Here is a 17,302-nt window from a genome sequence, read left to right as displayed (position 1 = left end):
ACTGTACGCATGCGTATGGCAGGCTGTTCAACCTGCCCCACGCTGTCCGCACATGAACGCCCGACTGCTTCGCCATGGCCTGAACTGGTGGCCGCCCTTCCTCTTTGCCGGCATCCACGTCACCGAACTAGCGGAGGATTTCCGCCATGCCCGGGTGGAGTTGCGCATGCGCCCGTGGAACCGCAACTACGTCGGCTCGCACTTCGGCGGCAGCCTGTTCGCGATGACCGATCCATTCTGGATGCTGCTGGCGCTCAAGGCGCTGGGCGGCGCGTATTACGTGTGGGACAGGGAAGGCGCCATCGAATTCATCAAGCCCGGTCGCGGCGTGGTTCATGCCGACTTCGACCTGACGCCCGCGGTGCTGGACCACATCCGCCAGGCCACGGCCAGCGGCGGGAAGTACCTGCACTGGTTCTCGACCGACGTCGTGGACGCCCAGGGCGAGGTGGTGGCCCGCATCCGCAAGCAGCTGTATGTGCGGCGCAAGCCCGAACACCGCCCCGAAGAGCCGCTGCCCGCGACGGAATGACATCCGCGTCAAGACACGCATCAGCGGGTCTGCGGTATGCTCGGCCGGCCACAGGGGGCCGTGATGACATCCACAACGCTTGAAACCCACGACGCGCAAGCGCCGCTGCCGGAAATTCGCGGCTTCAAGCTGATCCGCCTGATCAACCGTGGCGGGATGTCGTCGGTGTACCTGGGTGAACAGATCGCGCTGGGTCGCGAAGTGGCCATCAAGGTGATGGCGCCGCACGCCTTGGCCGACGAAACCAGCCGCCGTCGTTTCGAGAACGAGGTGCGCACCATCGCCCGCCTGGAGCACCCGCACGTGGTGCGCATCCACGACGTGGGACGCACCTCCACCGGCCTGCCGTACTACACCATGCCGCACCTGGCGCGCGGACACCTGGGCCGCCGCAACTTCAAGGGCGACGAAGCGCGGGTGATCGCGATCCTGCGCACCTTGCTGTCAGCGCTGGATTACGCGCATTCGCGCGGCGTGGTACACCGCGACGTCAAGGCCGAGAACGTCCTGTTCGACGAGGCCGACCGCCCGCTGCTCGCCGACTTCGGCATCGCCCTGCGCCGCGGCTTTGGTGCGCGCGTCACCTCAGCCGGGCTGGCCGTGGGCAGCACCGCGTACATGGCGCCCGAACAGGCGCGCGGCGAAGAAGTGGATGGCCGCGCCGACCTCTACAGCCTCGGTGTGCTCGCCTGGGAAATGCTCACCGGCCTGCTGCCTTACCGCGCAGCCGACGCACTGTCGATGGCGGTGATGCACGCCCAGGATCCGATTCCGAAGCTGCCGACCCCGTTGCGCCACTGGCAACGCTTCATGAACCGCGCGCTGGCGAAGATGCCAGCGGACCGGTTCGCCAATGTCGCGGAAATGTCCGCAGCCCTGGACCGCATTGAACGCCATCGCGGTTGGCCGCTGCTTGTCTCGCTGGGTGACCGGGCCACGCGACTGGGTCGCTCGTTGCGGGGCCGGCGCGGGCTCTGGACGGCAGTGGCCACCGTGGCTGTCATTGGCACGGCGTATGCGCTGGTGGGAGGCGGTATCGGGCGACCGGACTTCCTCACGCTGGGCACGACCAACGAGGCGACTGCAACGTCCCCGGCCGATGCGGTGGCGCCCATGTTGCGGCCACTGCCCGAGGCGCCGTTGCAGACGGCCTTGGAGGATGCGCGCCGGCAACTGACCCAACGCAAACTGCTCAAGCCCGTGGGGGACAACGCGCGTGCCAGCGTGCTGGCCGCGTGGCGCGTCGATCCGTCCAGCCAGCAGGTGCGCGAAGTCCTGGATGCAGTCACCACTGCCTTGGGTGACGCGGCTGCGGCCGCGGTGCAGAGCGGTGACGATGCCAAGGCGCGCGAGTACATGGCTGGCGCAAGGCAACTGGGCGAGCAAACCGGCACCGCCACCTCCGACGCGCAACGCGAGGTGATGGCCCAGGCCGCCAAGGCCATCGACACCCGCATGCGCGCCAAGGAAACCCGCTTCGACCGGACGGGCGCACGCGCTACCGCAGACCTTGCCCGCGACGTTGGGCTGCCTGCCGCCGCCATCAGCCGCCTGGTGAGCCGTGCCGATGCCCTCCCCGCCACCGGCGAGCCCGTGCCCGGCGACCCAGCCGGCAGCGTGATCGGCAGTACCGGCATCGCATTGGCCCGCCATCCCGTCACCGTGGGCGATTACGACCGGTTCGCGCGTGCAACCCGGCGGGAGGCCGCGCTTTGCCGCGAAAAGATCTCCGTGCTGCGCGTGATCAAGCCACGCTCATGGCGCGAGCCCGGCTTCAGCCAATCCGACACCGACCCCGTGGTCTGTGTGTCTCAGGCCGATGCCGAGGCGTTCGCACGCTGGCGCAGCGAGCAGACGGGCCATCGCTATCGGCTGCCCACCGCGGCCGAGGCGCTGGCGCTGGGCGCGGACACCGGTGACCGGCCGGTGTCGTTGTGGTCCCGGGATTGCGGGCCGAGCTGTTCACGCCGTGCCGCGCTGGGTGCGTCTTGGCGCAGCGGACAGGGCCGGCGTGTACTGCCCGGCGACCGCGGCTACGACGACATCGGATTCCGACTGCTGCGCGAGCTGTAGCGGTTCCGGGCGCCTATACAATGGCGCCCATGCGCAAACTCACCCTGCAACGCCTGTTCATCACCGGCCTGTTGACCCTGCTGCCGATCTGGCTCACCTGGGTCGTGGTCAAGTTCGTGTTCGTGCTGTTGTCCGACATCAGCCACCCGTTCACGACGCCCGTGCTTGAAGATCTGGCCCGCAACCATCCAGCCGTTTTGCATTGGTTGGTGGAGCCCTGGGTGCAGTACGGGATCGCGCTGCTGGCCACGCTTGCCGTGATCCTGCTGTCAGGGCTGATGGCCCGTCGCGTATTTGGCCAGCGCCTGTTGCGCTGGTTCGAATCGCTGATCCAGCGTGTCCCCTTCGCCAACATCATCTACGGCAGCGCACGGCAGTTGCTCGACATCCTGCAGACCAAGCCCGATGGCACGCAGCGCGTGGTGCTGATCGACTTCCCGCACACCGAGATGAAGTCGATCGGCTTCGTCACCCGCGTGCTGCGCGAACAGGGCACCGGGCGCGAACTGGCCGCGGTGTATGTTCCCACCACGCCCAATCCGACGTCGGGGTACCTGGAAATCGTGCCGGTGGAGAAGATCACGCCCACCGACTGGACCGTTGACCAGGCGATGAGCTTCATCATTTCCGGTGGCGCGGTGTCTCCGGAGACCATCCCGTTCTCGGTGCCGCAGAGAGCGGTCGATCCGGCCTGATGTCCACGCACGTACTGGGGGACCGTGCAACCCGGTTGTTCGTCGCGCTGGCGGCGTTCTTCTGTGTCAACGCCGCGCTGGCGGAGTTCATCGGGGTCAAGATCTTCGCGCTGGAAGACACCCTGGGCCTGCCGCCGTTCGAATGGAACCTGTTCGGACAGGCGGGCTCGCTGAGCTTCACCGCCGGCACGCTGCTTTGGCCCGTGGTGTTCCTCATGACGGACGTGGTCAACGAGTTCTATGGGCGCCGTGGCGTGCGCATGATCTCGTGGCTGGCTGCCGGACTGATCGTCTACGGCTTCGCCTTCGCGTTTGCGGCGATCTGGCTGGCCCCCGCCGGCTGGTGGGTCGGTGCGGCGCAGGCACAGGGCGTGCCGGATTACCAGGCTGCGTTCGCCGCGGTGTTCGGCCAAGGGTTGTGGACCATTGCGGGCTCGCTGGTGGCCTTCATCATTGGCCAGCTGATCGACGTCAGCGTGTTCCATCGCATCCGGCGCACGACGGGTGAGCGCCACGTCTGGCTGCGCGCGACCGGATCGACCGCGGTGTCGCAGCTCGTCGACAGCTTCGTGGTGTTGTACATCGCCTTCGTGCTGGGCCCGCAGAAGTGGTCGATGTCGCTGTTCATGGCGGTGAGCACGGTCAACTACCTGTACAAGATGGTCGCAGCGATGGCCCTGATCCCGCTGATCTACCTGATGCGAGGCGCGATCGTCCGCTACCTGGGGCATGCGCGCGCCGCCCAGTTGCGCGCGGACGCGGCCGCTTGACGGGGCGTGGGTGACCTTTGGCCCATGCCGTGGGGCCGAAGGCGGGCGAGGCTCCGGATATTCACCCCGAGCCGGAGCCACTCCATGCTGCACCGCCTGCCCCACCTTTCGTTGCTGACCGTGGCCCTGGCCGCCACGTTGGCCGGTTGCGCCACCACCGCGCCAACCTCGCCTTCGGCGACCGCTACCGCGCAGGTCGCGCCGGCCCAGGACAAGGCGGCCCGCCTCAACGCGCTGTACGACCAGTACTGGGAAGAGCAGCTCAAGCTCAACCCGCTGGCCGCCACGTTCCAGGGCGACCCGCGCTACAACGACCAGCTGCCCAATTTCTTCTCGGCCGAATACCGCGCCCAAGGCCGCGCCTTCACCGAGCGCTGGCTGCGGACGGTCGAGTCCGTGGGTTCGGAAGGGCTGGAGGGCCAGGACCTGCTGAGCTACGAGATCTTCGTGCGCGACGCGAAGATGTCGCTGGAAGGCGAGCGCTTCCCCGGCTGGCAGCAGCCGATCAACCAGTTCTACAACTTCGCCGCGATGGCGGTGCAGCTGGGCTCCGGCACGGGTGCACAGCCGTTCAAGACGGTGCAGGACTACGACAACTGGCGCAAGCGTGGCGCGCGTATCCCCGAGCTGTTCGACCAGGCCGTTGCCAACAGCCGCGAGGGCATGCAGTCGGGTGTGGTGCAGCCACGCGCGCTGATGGTCAAGGTGCTGCCGCAGCTGGACGCGCTGATCAAGGCCAAGGCCGAGGACACCCTGTTCTGGGCGCCGATCAAGAACCTGCCGACCTCGTTCTCCGACGCTGACAAGGCACGCATCACCGCCGACTACCGGCAGATGATCGAAGGCGAGCTGTTGCCGGCCTACAAGCGCCTGCGCAGCTTCATCAAGGATGAGTACATGCCCAAGACCCGCACCAGCGCGGGCATGGCGGCCTTGCCCGATGGCGACGCGTGGTACGCCTTCAACGCGCGCAGTTCCACCACCACCGACCTGACGCCGGCGCAGATCCACCAGATCGGCTTGGATGAAGTCGCACGCATCCACGGTGAGATGCGCAAGGTGATGGCCGAGGTGGGCTTCAAGGGCAGCCTGCAGGACTTCTTCAAGTTCATGCAGACCGACAAGCGCTTCAACTTCAAGAGCGAGGACGCGCTGCTGGCGCATTACCGCGGTCTGGAAGCCAAGATCAACGCGAAGATCCCCGAGCAGTTCTCGCTGGTGCCGAAGGCGCCGTTCGAGATCCGCCCTGTGGAACCGTTCCGCGCGCAGTCGGCGGCGGGCGGCTCGTACATGAGCCCGAGCGAGGACGGCACGCGTCCGGGCATCTTCTACGTGAACACCTACGACCTGCCCACCCGCAAGACGTGGGACGCCGAGGACCTGTACCTGCATGAGGCCATCCCGGGTCACCATTTCCAGATCGCGCTGCAGCAGGAGCTGACCAACCTGCCGAAGTTCCGCCGCTTCGGGGGCGAGACCGCGTTCGCCGAAGGCTGGGGCTTGTACGCCGAATCGCTGGGCAAGGACCTGGGCGTGTACACCGACCCGTACGATTACTTCGGCTATCAGCAGAACGAGCTGTGGCGCGCGATCCGCCTGGTGGTGGACACCGGCCTGCACAGCAAGGGCTGGACCCGCGAGCAGGTCATCAAGTACATGCTCGACAATTCGGCGGAGAGCGAAACGCAGGCCACCGCGGAAGCCGAACGCTACATGGCCATCCCGGGCCAGGCACTGGCGTACAAGATCGGTGAGCTGAAGATCAAGGAACTGCGCGCACGGGCCGAGCGGGAGCTGGGAACGCGCTTCGACGTTCGCGCCTTCCACGCCGAGGTGCTGAAGGATGGCGCGGTGCCGCTGGCGATCCTGGAGCGCAAGGTGGACCGCTGGATCGCCTCGCAGCGCGGCTGAAGCGCACGCCAGGTGGATTGAAGAAGGGAGGGCCGGCCATGCCGGCCCTCCTGCATTTGGGGCTGCCGACACATTCCGGTCGTAGGCGCCCTGGGGAGCCTGACGGTGCGGCTGAGCCCTTCTTGTCCAGCGCTGTCATTTTTGTCCGGAACAGGGCAAACTCCGGTGACGTCCACCGCGCCGGGCGACCGCCCGTGCCATCCGCGAATGCCCATGGCCACAGATCCGCACGCGCACAGCTTCATTGCCAATACCACTTCGCGAGGACCGGCGTCCGAAGCCGTGCACGGAGAGCGCCGATGAGCCGGCCAGGAGTCCTCCTGGCCGATATCGGCGGCACCAATGCGCGCTTCGCAATGGCCGGCGGCGGAATTGACGACGCACCGCTGGCGCTGGACACGGTGCGTGAATTCGCCGTCGCGGACTTCCCGTCCCTCGCCGAAGCCGCCCGTCATTACCTGCAACTGATCGAACGCCAGGCCAACCGTGGCGTGTTCGCAGTGGCCGGGCGCGTCGATGGCGACGAGGCACGCATCACCAACCACCCGTGGGTGATCTCGCGGACGCGAACCGGCGCCATGCTGGGCTTTGACTCTTTGGCGCTGATCAACGACTTCGCCGCCCAGGCGATGGCGATCACCCTGCTCGGAGCAGATGACGTCACCATGATCGGCGGCGCCTCATGGATACCGGAACGCGATGCCGACCACCGCACCTACGCGGTGATCGGCCCGGGCACCGGCCTGGGTGCAGGAGGACTGATGATCCGCGAGGGGCGCGCCCATCCGTTGGAATCGGAAGGCGGCCACACGAGCTTTCCTCCGGGAACGCCAGAGGAAATCCTGATCCTGGAACACCTGTCGGCACAGTTCGGCCGGGTCTCCAATGAACGGTTGATCTGTGGCCCCGGGCTGGTCAACATCCATCGCGCGCTGAGCGAGATCGCGGGCGAAGACCCTGGCCCGATGAGCCCGTCCGACGTAACCCGACGTGCGGCCGAAGGCGATGCCCGCTGCTTACGCACGCTGGACGTGTATTGCGCGGTGTTCGGTGCCATCGCGGGTGATCTGGTCCTCACGCTGGGCGCATGGGACGGCGTGTTCCTCACCGGCGGGTTGGTGCCGCGGATCCTGCCAGCGTTGCAGCACTCCGGATTCCGCCAGCGCTTCGAGCACAAGGGACGCTTTTCGGCCGCCATGTCGCGCGTTCCGACCGTGGCCGTGCTGCATCCACATGCCGGGCTGTTGGGCGCGGCAGCCTTCGCGCGTCGCGATGCAGCCATGACTTCGACGTGATCACCTTCTAATGCCCCAAGAGAAAAAGGCCCCGGTTACGGGGCCTTTTCATCTGCAAGGGACGTAGCCGCACTGGTTATGCGGCCCGCCACGAAATGCGGGCCGCCTACCCCGCCTGTCAGGGCTTCGCTGGGCAGCCCACCGCATCCGCGTGCTTGGCTGAACCCGCGACCACCTTGATGTCGGTGAACGCCGCGGAGAACGGCGCCGACGCCGACACCGCAAACGGCACCTCCACGCCGCCCAGGTCGAGGCCCCGCTCCGCAAAGCAGGCCAGCGGCACCTTCACCGTGTGCTTGCTCCCAAGCGCATAGCCCGACAGCGCCGCGGTGAGATCGACTTCGGCACCGCAACCCGTGCCGCACCCCATCGACAACATCACCGGGGCCTTGGACCGTGCGCTGACGACCACGTCGAACTGCACCGCGCCATCGGCACGGGCGAACGCCGCCAGGTTGTTGCGCGAGGGATTGATCGCATAGAAGCGCGCCGGCGCCAGCCAGGTCACCTGCTTGGCATCCTGCTGGGTGTTCACCTGCACGGTCTGCACCCGCACTGCAGGCTTGCCCGCAGGGAACTCGATGGTGCGATTGAGGTCCGCGCCCACCGCGCGACTGGCGTCACCCGTGGCGAGGTGCAATGCAAACGGGGCGATATCGGCCATCTTGAAGATCGGCAGCATGCTCGCCGCCGCGCAGGCCTGCGGCAGTTCGACCGGCAGTGTGCCGACCGGCTCGCGACTGCCATGGCGCAGGCCGTAGCCAGTGGCGAACAGCGGGGCCTTCTTCGCGTCGGGACACGCCACGGCCGGCCACGGGAAGGTCAGCGCGCCACGGAACTCATGCGCGACACCACCACCGCGCTTGGCAAACAGGACGTCGGTGACGCCCTTGCCTTCGGTGCCCGGCAGCCACGCCGCGACGAACGCCTGTGACAGGTTCATCAGGTCGTTGGTGTAAAGCGGGCGACCGGACAGGAACACGGTCACCACCGGCTTGCCCGCCGCTGCCACGCGCTGCAGCACCGCCAGGTCTTCCGGATGGCGGCGACTGTGTGCAACCGTGTCGGACGGCACGATGTCGCCGTTGGTCTCCGCGTATGGCGTTTCGCCGACCACCGCCAACACAACATCGAAATCGCCCTGCACGGCGGTGGTGCCATCGGCGCTATACACGACATTGTCCTTGCCAACCGCCTCACGCACGCCGGCGAGGATGGTGTCGGCGTTCGGATAGTCGGCATTGGTTGTGTCGGTACCCTGCCACGTCAGCGACCAGCCGCCAGCCTGCATGGGTACGCTGTCCGCGCCCTTGCCGACCACCAGCACGCGCTGATCACGGCGCAACGGCAACACGCCCGCATCGTTCTTGAGCAGTACCAGGGACTCACGCACGGCGCGTCGGGCGAGGTCGCGATGCTGCAATGCGTCCGGGTCACCTGCGTAGCGATTGGCCGCGGGGCTAGTCTCGAACAGGCCGGCGCGCAACTTCACGCGCAGGATGCGGGTAACCGCATCGTCGATCCGCGACAATGGAATCTCGCCGGACTCCACCTGGCGGATGGTGTTGGCGATGAACGCCTTCCAGTCATCCGGCACCATGATCATGTCGACGCCGGCGTTGATCGCCTGCGGGCAGCTCGAATTGGTGCAACCTGGCAATTGGCCGATGGCGTTCCAGTCCGAGACGATGAAGCCGTCGAACCCCATCTTCTGCTTCAGCGCACCGGTCAGCAGACTGCCGGCACCGTGCATCTTGCCGTACTCCGCTCCAGTGTCGGCGTCGGTCCAACTGTTGTACGACGCCATGACCGTCTGCACGCCGGCCTCGATGGCGCCGTAATAACCCTGGGCGTGGACGTTGACCATCTCGGCCTTGGTCACGCGCGCCAAGCCCTGGTCCTTGCCATTCTCGGTGGCGCCATCGCCAATGAAATGCTTGGCCGTGGCGACCACGTTGCCGTCCTCGCGGAACGCGCCCTGCATGCCACGCACGTAGGCGGCGCCGTAGTCACGCACCAGCGCGCCGTCGGAGGAGAAGCTCTCGTAAGCCCGACCCCAGCGCGCGTCCCGGGACACTGCCACCGTCGGCGCGAACACCCAGTGGATGCCGGTGGCACGCGTGGAGCGCGCAGTGGCGGCACCGATCTGCTCGATCAAGCCCACGTCATGCGCCGCACCAAGGCCCACGTTATGCGGAAACATCGTCGCGCCGTAGATATTGCTGTGGCCGTGCACGGCATCGGTGCCCCAGATGATCGGGACTGGAACCTTCGCGTCGGTGGCCATCGAGGCATCGTGGTAGCGCTGCGACAGTGCCAGCCAGTCCGCCACAGAGGCATGCTTGTTCTTGTCGGGCCAGGAGCCGCCGCCATTGAGTACCGAGCCGATGTAGTGTTCACGCACCTGTTCCGGCGTGATCGACTTGATCTCTGCCTGGGTCATCTGGCCGATCTTCTGCGCCAGCGTCATGCTGGCCAGAATCTCCGCCACGCGCGCTTCGATGGCCGGGTCCAGGGCGATGCTGCTGCGCAGGGCGGGCCAATCGTCCAGTTCCGCCGTGTTCCTGTTTCCACCGGAAGACGCCTGGGCGCCCTGCCCTTGCGTGGTGACGCAGGACACACACGCCAACAAGCTGGCGCACAACAGCGACACACGAATCGGATTCACCGGTAACTCCAAGGTAGCGCGGCGCGGGCACTCCAGGATGCCCGTCGCCTATCTGGTAAATGCAGGGGGACGCGGAATGGACCTCCGCGTTCCCCGGCCATGCCTGACCAAGCTGGTGGATTACAGGCTGTAGCGGAAGCCCAGCATGTATTGGCGACCGTACTCGGTGTACTCCTCGGGGAAGAACAGCCCCAGCCCGTTGGAGTCGCTGACCTCCGTGCGGAACGGCTCGTTGTTCAGGTTATTCACCTGGAACAACACCGACAGCCCCGACAGGCTGCTGGTTTCGGGGAAGTCATAGCCCAGTTGCAGGTCGATGGTCCGCTCGTTGAGCGTGTAACGGTAACTGCGCTGGCCAAAGATGTAGCTGTACTCGCCGCGGTACGGGTCACGGAAGCGCTGGCTGAGGCGCGCGGAGAAACCATTCTTCTCGTAGTACACGGTGGCGTTGGCCACGATCTTCGACAGCCCCGGGAAAGTATCGGTGCTGGAACCACCCGGGCCATCCGGGTCGATGGAGGACTCGGTGTACGAAGCATTCAACTGGGTGCCGAAACCGTCGAGCACCTCATGGAAGAGGCTCCCTTCCAGCGCGAGGCTGAACTCGACGCCACGCATATAACCGCCGCCGCCGTTGGCGGGCGCCGAGAACGTGCCCCAGTCCGATGCCGGTGGCGCAGTCGTTTCGAACTCGTACCCTGCAAAGTTCCACGGAATGGTCTGGGTATAGACGTACGATTCCAGGCCTTTGTAGAACGCTGCCAACGCAACGTAGCTGGCATCGCCAAAGTACTTCTCGACCGATAGGTCAACCGCATTGGCGCGGAATGGTTCCAGCTTCGGGTTGCCACCCGACCCCGCCCACTCGCCGGAGCCGTCCACCACGTTCACCCAGACGTTCGCGTAGGCACCCATCTCGTTGATGCGCGGTCGCATCAACTCCTTGGCGGCACCGAAACGCACGTTCCAACCGTCGCCGAATTCCGCAACGAGGTTCAAGCTGGGCAGGATGTCGCCGTACGATGCGCCGACCCCGCGGACCGCGGCGGGGCCTGCCCCGGTGATGGCAACACCATCCGAACGCTGGTCGGTGTGGATGTACTGAACGCCGACGTTACCGCGCAGCCGCACGCTGTCGGACACGTCGATGTCGAGGTTGGCCTTGGCGTAGAAAGTGCGGATTTCCTCTTCGATGGCCTGGTCCTTCTGCAGGTCGTCGTTGCTTTCGCTCAGGTAGACGTCGTAGTAGCGCGACAACAACGCGCGGGGGTCGTAGGTCAGCACGTCACCCATGCCGGCAAATCCCAGGCTGGTGGGCGCCTGCAGCAGGGAGGGATCGACCAGCGTGGGAACGCGGCCGGGCAGGTCGGCAAAGTACACCTGCGCACTCTTGTCCTTGGTGCGCTTGGTGTAGTTGAATCCCACGTCGTAGCTGCGCAGGAAATCCGAGGATTCCACCACTCGATTCAGGTCGAGCCGGAAGGACTTGAGTACGTCCTCCTGCTGGGAATCCTCCATTCGGCCATCGTGCCCCCAACCCTGCGGGTCGCGGAGGTAGACCGCATTGGGATCGGACAGGTCAGGAAGGCCGTAGCTTGCGTAGCCCGCCGTGAGCGGCACGGTGAAGTCGACGTCCAGGCCACCCAGCATCCCCGCATACGTCTCCAGCGTGGACTGTTCGCGCTCGGCGCGCGAATACGCTGCGTCCGCGGTCAGTGTGTAGACGTCCCACTTGAACTGGTTGTTCCAGCCGAATGCCGAGAGCTTGTCCTCGCGCAGGTTGTTGTCGTTGCGGATGACCGGCTCGATACCGCTCAGGGTGCCGCTGGTGACCACGGGGACGCCACCGTGCAGCGTCGTGTTGGCCTGGGTGTAGGTCACCTGGCCGCCGTTCCACCAGGGGTCGTTGGTCCACATCGCGCCGCGCATCCACTCCTCCTGGTCGAACTTCGAGTGGTACAGGTCAAGCACGCTGTGCCAGGTGTCGTTGGGCTTGAACTCCAGCACGGCCATCACGCCATCGCGCGTGGTGTCGCGCGACTTCACCCAGCCTTCCGCACCTTGGAGGGCGATCGCATCATCGGGCTTGGCACCCTGCGGAGCTCCCCACAACGAGGTATTGGCCCACCACCACGACTTGTAGTGCTTCTCCTGGAACGGCGAATTGAGGCGGGCGACGCCAATCGCCAGGCCAAACGTGTCGTTGGCGAACTGGTCCACGTACGAGGCGGAAACGCGATATCCCTTGTCGTTCCCACCGTCGGTCAGCTCGCCGAGCGAGTTGTACTCTCCCTGGCCACTGATGACGATGCGCTGCTCGCCAAAGTCCAGCGGGCGCACGGTCTGCATGTTCACCGTGCCGGATAGCCCCTGCCCGATGAGCGACGCGTCAGGCGTCTTGTAGACGGTGACGCCGTTGATCAACTCCGCCGGGTACTGGTCGAACTCGACGCCTCGACTGTCACCGGTACTCGCCTGTTCGCGACCGTTGAGCAACGTGCCCGCGAACTGCTCGGACATGCCGCGGATGTGGATGACCTCGCCACGACCTTCCTTGCGCTGCATGGTCAGGCCGGGCAGGCGCGAGATCGAGTCCGCGATGCTGATGTCGGGGAGCTTGCCCAGATCCTCGGCGGAAATCGCCTCGACGATCGACGTCGACTCGGCCTTGGTCTCGACGGCGGAAATGATCGCGGAGCGGATGCCGGTGACCTTCACGGTCTCGACGGTCGCATCGGCCTGAGCGGTCTGGGCGACAGCTTCGTCGGCCGCCTGCGCTTCCTGCGCATGCACCTGCGCGGTTGCGATCAGTGCCAGATAGCAGGCGGCTGCCAGCACATGGCGTTGCGGACGTTGGCGTTGGTTGCGTGCGGACGGGCCACGCGAGGTGGTCTTGCAGGTCATCAGGGTCCCCTCCCAAGGAAATTTGACAGCGCTGTCATACAGCGCTCTTATAGGGCTGTCAATGAACTTTTGGTCGCGCCGGCGGCCAGCTTGGCGTCCACTGGCTAGCGAGCGGCTGCCGACACCAGGTTTCGCGGCAGTGCAACATCAAGTTTGCGCACCGCTCCGGGACAATCCTTGAGGGGGAAAAGACGAAATGAACAAGCAGGACCGTGGCATCGAGACGTTGGGCAGGATCGGCTTGTGCATGGTGCTGGCGCTGGGCTTCGCATCCAGATCAGTGGCCGGCGACGCGGTCGCATCGCAGGCAGTTTCATCGTGGGTCACCACTGCCGACCACAGCCTCGCGTTGTCGCCTGCTGACCCCACCACGTTCGGCTCCCGGTCTCGGCTCCCGATCCACATCGAGGTGGACGGCACGCGCCATCAGCGCATGGTCGGGTTCGGTGCCGCCCTGACCGATTCCTCCGCTTGGTTGATCACCCACAGGCTCAGCGCCACGCAGCGCGATGCCCTGCTTCAGGAACTGTTCGGGCGCGAGGGACAGGGCATCGGCCTGGACTTCACCCGCCTCACCATCGGCAGCTCGGATTTCTCGCTGAGCCACTACAGCCTCGACGACATGCCGCGTGGCCAGACCGACCCGGAGCTGCGACATTTCTCAATCGCCCCCAACCGCGGCGACGTGATCCCCGTGGCGCGCGCTGCACTGGCCATCAACCCGCAGCTTAAGGTGATGGCGTCGCCTTGGAGTGCTCCGGGCTGGATGAAGACCAGTGGCAGCCTCGTCAAAGGCACACTGGCCGACGCACATTTCGACGCCTTCGCCCGCTACCTGGTGCAGTACACCGAAGCCTACGCCGACGCAGGCATTCCAATTTTCGCGCTGACCGTGCAGAACGAGCCGGATTACGAGCCTGCCGACTATCCCGGCATGCGCCTGAGTGCCGCCCAACGCGCCCGGCTGATCGGTCGCCACCTCGGTCCAATGCTGGCCGCGCGCGGGTCCTCCACGCTGATCTTCGACTGGGACCACAACTGGGACAAACCCGAGCACCCGCTGGAGGTGCTGCGCGACCCGGTCGCGTCACGGTACGTCGCCGCCGTCGCGTGGCATTGCTATGGCGGGGATGTAACCGCGCAAAGCAAGGTGCACGACGCCTTCCCGGACAAGGACGCTTACCTGACCGAATGCTCGGGCGGCGACTGGGAGCCAGTGAAAAGTGGCGGCCTGACGTTCCTGGCCCGCGAACAGATCATCCGCACATCCCGCCATTGGGCACGTGGTGCGCTGCTGTGGAACCTTGCGCTGGACGAACGCAAGGGCCCGTTCGCGGGCGGGTGCAAGACCTGCCGCGGCGTGGTCACCATCAACAGCGCCGACGGCAGCATCACCCGCAACGACGAGTACTACGCCCTCGCCCACGCCAGCCGCTTCGTCCGCCAGGGCGCGTGGCGCGTCGGCTCCAGCGCGGGTGGAGAGGGCATCGACAACGTGGTATTCGAGAACGCCGACGATGGCTCGCTGGTGATGCTTGTCACCAACGCCGAGCCGGCGCCCCGCCGCTTTTCCGTTGGCCACCGCGGCAAGGTATTCCACTACACCGCGCCGCCGCGCAGCCTGATCACCCTCACCTGGGCCGGATCGCCGCCATCGGCCGGCCCGGGCGGCCGCTGATTCCCAGCCGCCGGGCTCGCCCGCGCGGCGCGGTAGGATAGGCAACCGGGGAACGCATCCGAAGACGCCACAGGGACCGATGACGGCCAAGATGAGGGAAGCCAACGGAGCGCGCGCGCGCATCGAAGACGTGGCCGAAGCTGCCGGCGTCTCGATCAAGACCGTGTCGCGCGTGCTCAACCACGAGCCCAACGTCCGCGACGAGACACGCCAGCGCGTGGAGCAGGCCGTCGCGGAGTTGCAGTACAAGCCCAACCTGTCCGCGCGCAGCCTGGCGGGCCAGCGCGCGTACGTGATCGTGCTGGTCTACGACAACCCGTCGCGCAATTACCTCACCGAGATCCAGGGCGGCGTGCTGGAAGCCTGTCGCGCCCGGCACTTCAGCCTGGTGCTGGCCCCGGTGGATCCGGACGACCGCAACTACCTGCCCGAGCTCGTCGACCTTATCGACCACTCGCGCGCCGACGGTGTCGTGCTGGTGCCACCGCTGACCGACGACGCCAGGTTGCTGGACGCACTGCAGGAACGCCGACTGCCCTTCGCCTCCATCTCCCCGCGCACGCCCGAGGGGCGCTTCGGCGTCACCCTCGACGAACGCGGGGCGGTACGCGAGCTCATGGCCCACCTCATCCAGCTCGGCCACCGCCGCATCGGCCACATCAAGGGGCCGCCACAGCACGGCGCGGCTACGTGGCGCCATTCCGGTTATCGCGAGGCGCTGAAGCTCGCGGACATCCCTTACGACGCCGCGCTGGTGGTCAAGGGCGAATTCACCTTCGAGTCGGGCGTCGAAGGCGCCAGGCGCCTGCTCGACCTGCCCGATCCGCCCACCGCCATCTTCGCCGCCAATGACGACATGGCGGCCGGCGTGCTGCGCGTGGCAGGCGAACGCGGGCTGTCGGTGCCGCGCGACCTGTCGGTCTGCGGTTTTGACGATACGCCGCTGTCACGGCAGATCTTCCCGTCACTCACCACGGTGCGGCAGCCGACGAACGACATGGGTCGCGTCGCCACCGAGGAACTGCTCAAGGCGATCCGCGACCCGGAAAGCGGCGACATGGTGAAGATGGACTACGCGCTGCAGCTGCGGGAGTCGACCGGACCTCACCGCAGCCGCAGCTAGGCCGTCACCAGAAGACCGCGTACAGCGCCACCAGGATGGCGACGACCGCCAGGCTGGCCATGTTGAACGACACGTCGGTGCGATAGCTCACGTCGTCCACGCGGATGAGATCACCTTCGCCCGTGGGCTTGCCAACCAGCGACACCACCACCGCCAGGGCAAGGGCCAGCAGGAAGACCAGGCCCACGCGATCCATGAACGGCAGTGCAGGCCACGCCAGCTTGAGCACGATCGACAAACCGAACGAGCCGATCGCCGCGGCCAGCGCACCGGCTTCATTGGCGCGCTTCCAGAACAGGCCGAGCATGAAGATCACCACGATGCCCGGGGTGAAGAAGCCGGTGTATTCCTGGATGTACTGGAAGCCCTGGTCGAACCCGCCGATCAGCGGACGCGCCGTGGCGATGGCCAGCACAATGGCTATGGCCGCAGCGATGCGACCAATGCGCACCAGTCCGACCTCATCGGTGTCCTTTCGCCACTTGGCGTAGAAGTCGAGGGTGAAGATGGTCGCCACCGAATTGATCTTCGATGCCAGCGACGCCACGATCGCCGCCACCAGCGCCGCGAACACCAGCCCCAGCACGCCGCTCGGCAGCAGGCCCATCATCGTCGGGTAGGCCTGGTCCGGACGTGCCAGATCGGGCGCCAGCATCACCGCGGCAATGCCCGGCAGCACCACGATCACCGGCATCAGCAACTTGAGGAACGCGGCGAATACCACGCCCTTCTGCGCCTCGTGGATGTCCTTGGCCGCCAGCGCGCGCTGGATAATGTACTGGTTGAAGCCCCAGTAGCTGACATTCATGATCCACATGCCGCCGACCAGCACGCTGATGCCCGGCAGATCCTTGTAGAACGGGTTGTCCTTCGACAGGATCATGTGGAAGTGCTCTGGGCTCGTGTCCCACAGTTTGTGGAAGCCGGCCACGATGCTCCCGCCGTCGCCGATCTTGGCCAGCGTCAGGCCGGCAACCAGCAGGCCGCCCAGCACCAGCAGCGATACCTGCACGATATCGGTCAACGCCACTGCCTTCAGGCCGCCGTACAACTGGTACGCAAGCGCGAACGCGCCCAGCAGTGCCAGCGCCAGCATCTGGTCCATGCCCGTGACCTGGTTCACCGCGATCGACCCCAGCCACAGGATCGAGGTCAGGTTGACGAACACGTACAGGCCCAGCCAGAACACCGCCATCAGCGTGCGGATGCGGTGGCCGTAACGCTCTTCGAGGAACTGCGGCATCGTGTAGATGCCATTGCGCAGGAACACCGGCAGGAAGAACTTGCCCACGATCAGCAGCGTCAACGCCGCCATCCACTCGTACGACGCGATCGCCAGGCCGATGGCATAGCCGGAGCCGGACATGCCGATGATCTGCTCGGCGGAGATGTTCGCCGCGATCAGCGACGCGCCCACTGCCCACCACGGCAGCGCCTTGCTGGCGAGGAAGTAGTCCTTGGCGGACTTCTGGTGGCCGCCCTTCTCGCGCGAGACCCATTGCGCGAGGACGAAGATGCCGGCCAGGTAGGCCAGCACGATGGTGATGTCGAGAGCGGAAAGTCCCACGTAAAGCTCCTGGTTGGAGGATCGCGGAACCGGTTGTCGTGCGCCGCCGTGGCCCGCTCCGTCGGCGCCATCGGCGCCCAACTGGG

The 17,302-nt window shown here is 66.2% G+C and carries 11 protein-coding genes; 8 read left to right on the top strand and 3 right to left on the bottom strand.

What is annotated here, in order from left to right; genetic code table 11:
* Nucleotides 1–52: 52 nt before the first annotated feature.
* The 6 genes from N800_RS01725 to glk all read left to right on the top strand — a co-directional run bounded on the left by N800_RS01725 (nucleotide 53) and on the right by glk (nucleotide 7,276).
* Entirely contained in the window at nucleotides 53–532 is a 480-nt protein-coding gene (locus N800_RS01725; RefSeq protein ID WP_036134099.1) for a DUF4442 domain-containing protein, read from the top strand.
* A 63-nt stretch (nucleotides 533–595) separates the two neighbouring features.
* Nucleotides 596–2,605, top strand: coding sequence for a bifunctional serine/threonine-protein kinase/formylglycine-generating enzyme family protein (locus N800_RS15140; RefSeq protein WP_052107803.1), 2,010 nt, complete (start codon nucleotides 596–598; stop codon nucleotides 2,603–2,605).
* Between the two features lie 20 nt (nucleotides 2,606–2,625).
* Nucleotides 2,626–3,300, top strand: a complete 675-nt coding sequence (locus N800_RS01715; protein WP_036134097.1) for a DUF502 domain-containing protein — start codon at nucleotides 2,626–2,628, stop codon at nucleotides 3,298–3,300.
* Entirely contained in the window at nucleotides 3,300–4,070 is a 771-nt protein-coding gene (locus N800_RS01710) for a queuosine precursor transporter (RefSeq protein ID WP_036134095.1), read from the top strand. Before N800_RS01715 ends, N800_RS01710 begins: the two co-directional genes overlap by 1 nt.
* An 84-nt stretch (nucleotides 4,071–4,154) precedes the next feature.
* Entirely contained in the window at nucleotides 4,155–5,981 is a 1,827-nt protein-coding gene (locus N800_RS01705) for a DUF885 domain-containing protein (protein ID WP_084087060.1), read from the top strand.
* 299 nt (nucleotides 5,982–6,280) lie between these two features.
* Entirely contained in the window at nucleotides 6,281–7,276 is a 996-nt protein-coding gene (gene glk, locus N800_RS01700; RefSeq protein WP_036134093.1) for a glucokinase, read from the top strand.
* Nucleotides 7,277–7,394: 118 nt separating this feature from the next.
* Here glk and N800_RS01695 read toward each other — a convergent pair whose 3' ends face one another.
* Nucleotides 7,395–9,944 carry a glycoside hydrolase family 3 protein gene (locus N800_RS01695; RefSeq protein WP_232227510.1) on the bottom strand — a complete coding sequence of 850 codons (2,550 nt, stop codon included), beginning with the start codon at nucleotides 9,942–9,944 and terminating at the stop codon, nucleotides 7,395–7,397.
* 120 nt (nucleotides 9,945–10,064) lie between these two features.
* Entirely contained in the window at nucleotides 10,065–12,848 is a 2,784-nt protein-coding gene (locus N800_RS01690) for a TonB-dependent receptor (protein WP_036134092.1), read from the bottom strand.
* 196 nt (nucleotides 12,849–13,044) lie between these two features.
* Here N800_RS01690 and N800_RS01685 point away from each other — a divergent pair, with 196 nt between their 5' ends.
* Complete coding sequence (locus N800_RS01685) at nucleotides 13,045–14,526, top strand: glycoside hydrolase family 30 protein (RefSeq protein WP_052107802.1); 1,482 nt, start codon at nucleotides 13,045–13,047, stop codon at nucleotides 14,524–14,526.
* A gap of 79 nt (nucleotides 14,527–14,605) precedes the next feature.
* Nucleotides 14,606–15,649, top strand: a complete 1,044-nt coding sequence (locus tag N800_RS01680) for a LacI family DNA-binding transcriptional regulator (RefSeq protein ID WP_036134091.1) — start codon at nucleotides 14,606–14,608, stop codon at nucleotides 15,647–15,649.
* A 4-nt stretch (nucleotides 15,650–15,653) separates the two neighbouring features.
* Here the strand turns inward: N800_RS01680 and N800_RS01675 are convergent, their stop codons facing one another.
* Nucleotides 15,654–17,216 carry a sodium:solute symporter family transporter gene (locus N800_RS01675; protein ID WP_036134288.1) on the bottom strand — a complete coding sequence of 521 codons (1,563 nt, stop codon included), beginning with the start codon at nucleotides 17,214–17,216 and terminating at the stop codon, nucleotides 15,654–15,656.
* Nucleotides 17,217–17,302: the final 86 nt, after the last annotated feature.

Source organism: Lysobacter daejeonensis GH1-9 (assembly GCF_000768355.1).
Taxonomy (GTDB): domain Bacteria; phylum Pseudomonadota; class Gammaproteobacteria; order Xanthomonadales; family Xanthomonadaceae; genus Aerolutibacter; species Aerolutibacter daejeonensis.
Note: the sequence above shows the minus strand (reverse complement) of the source record. Positions and strands in the feature narration are given on the sequence as shown.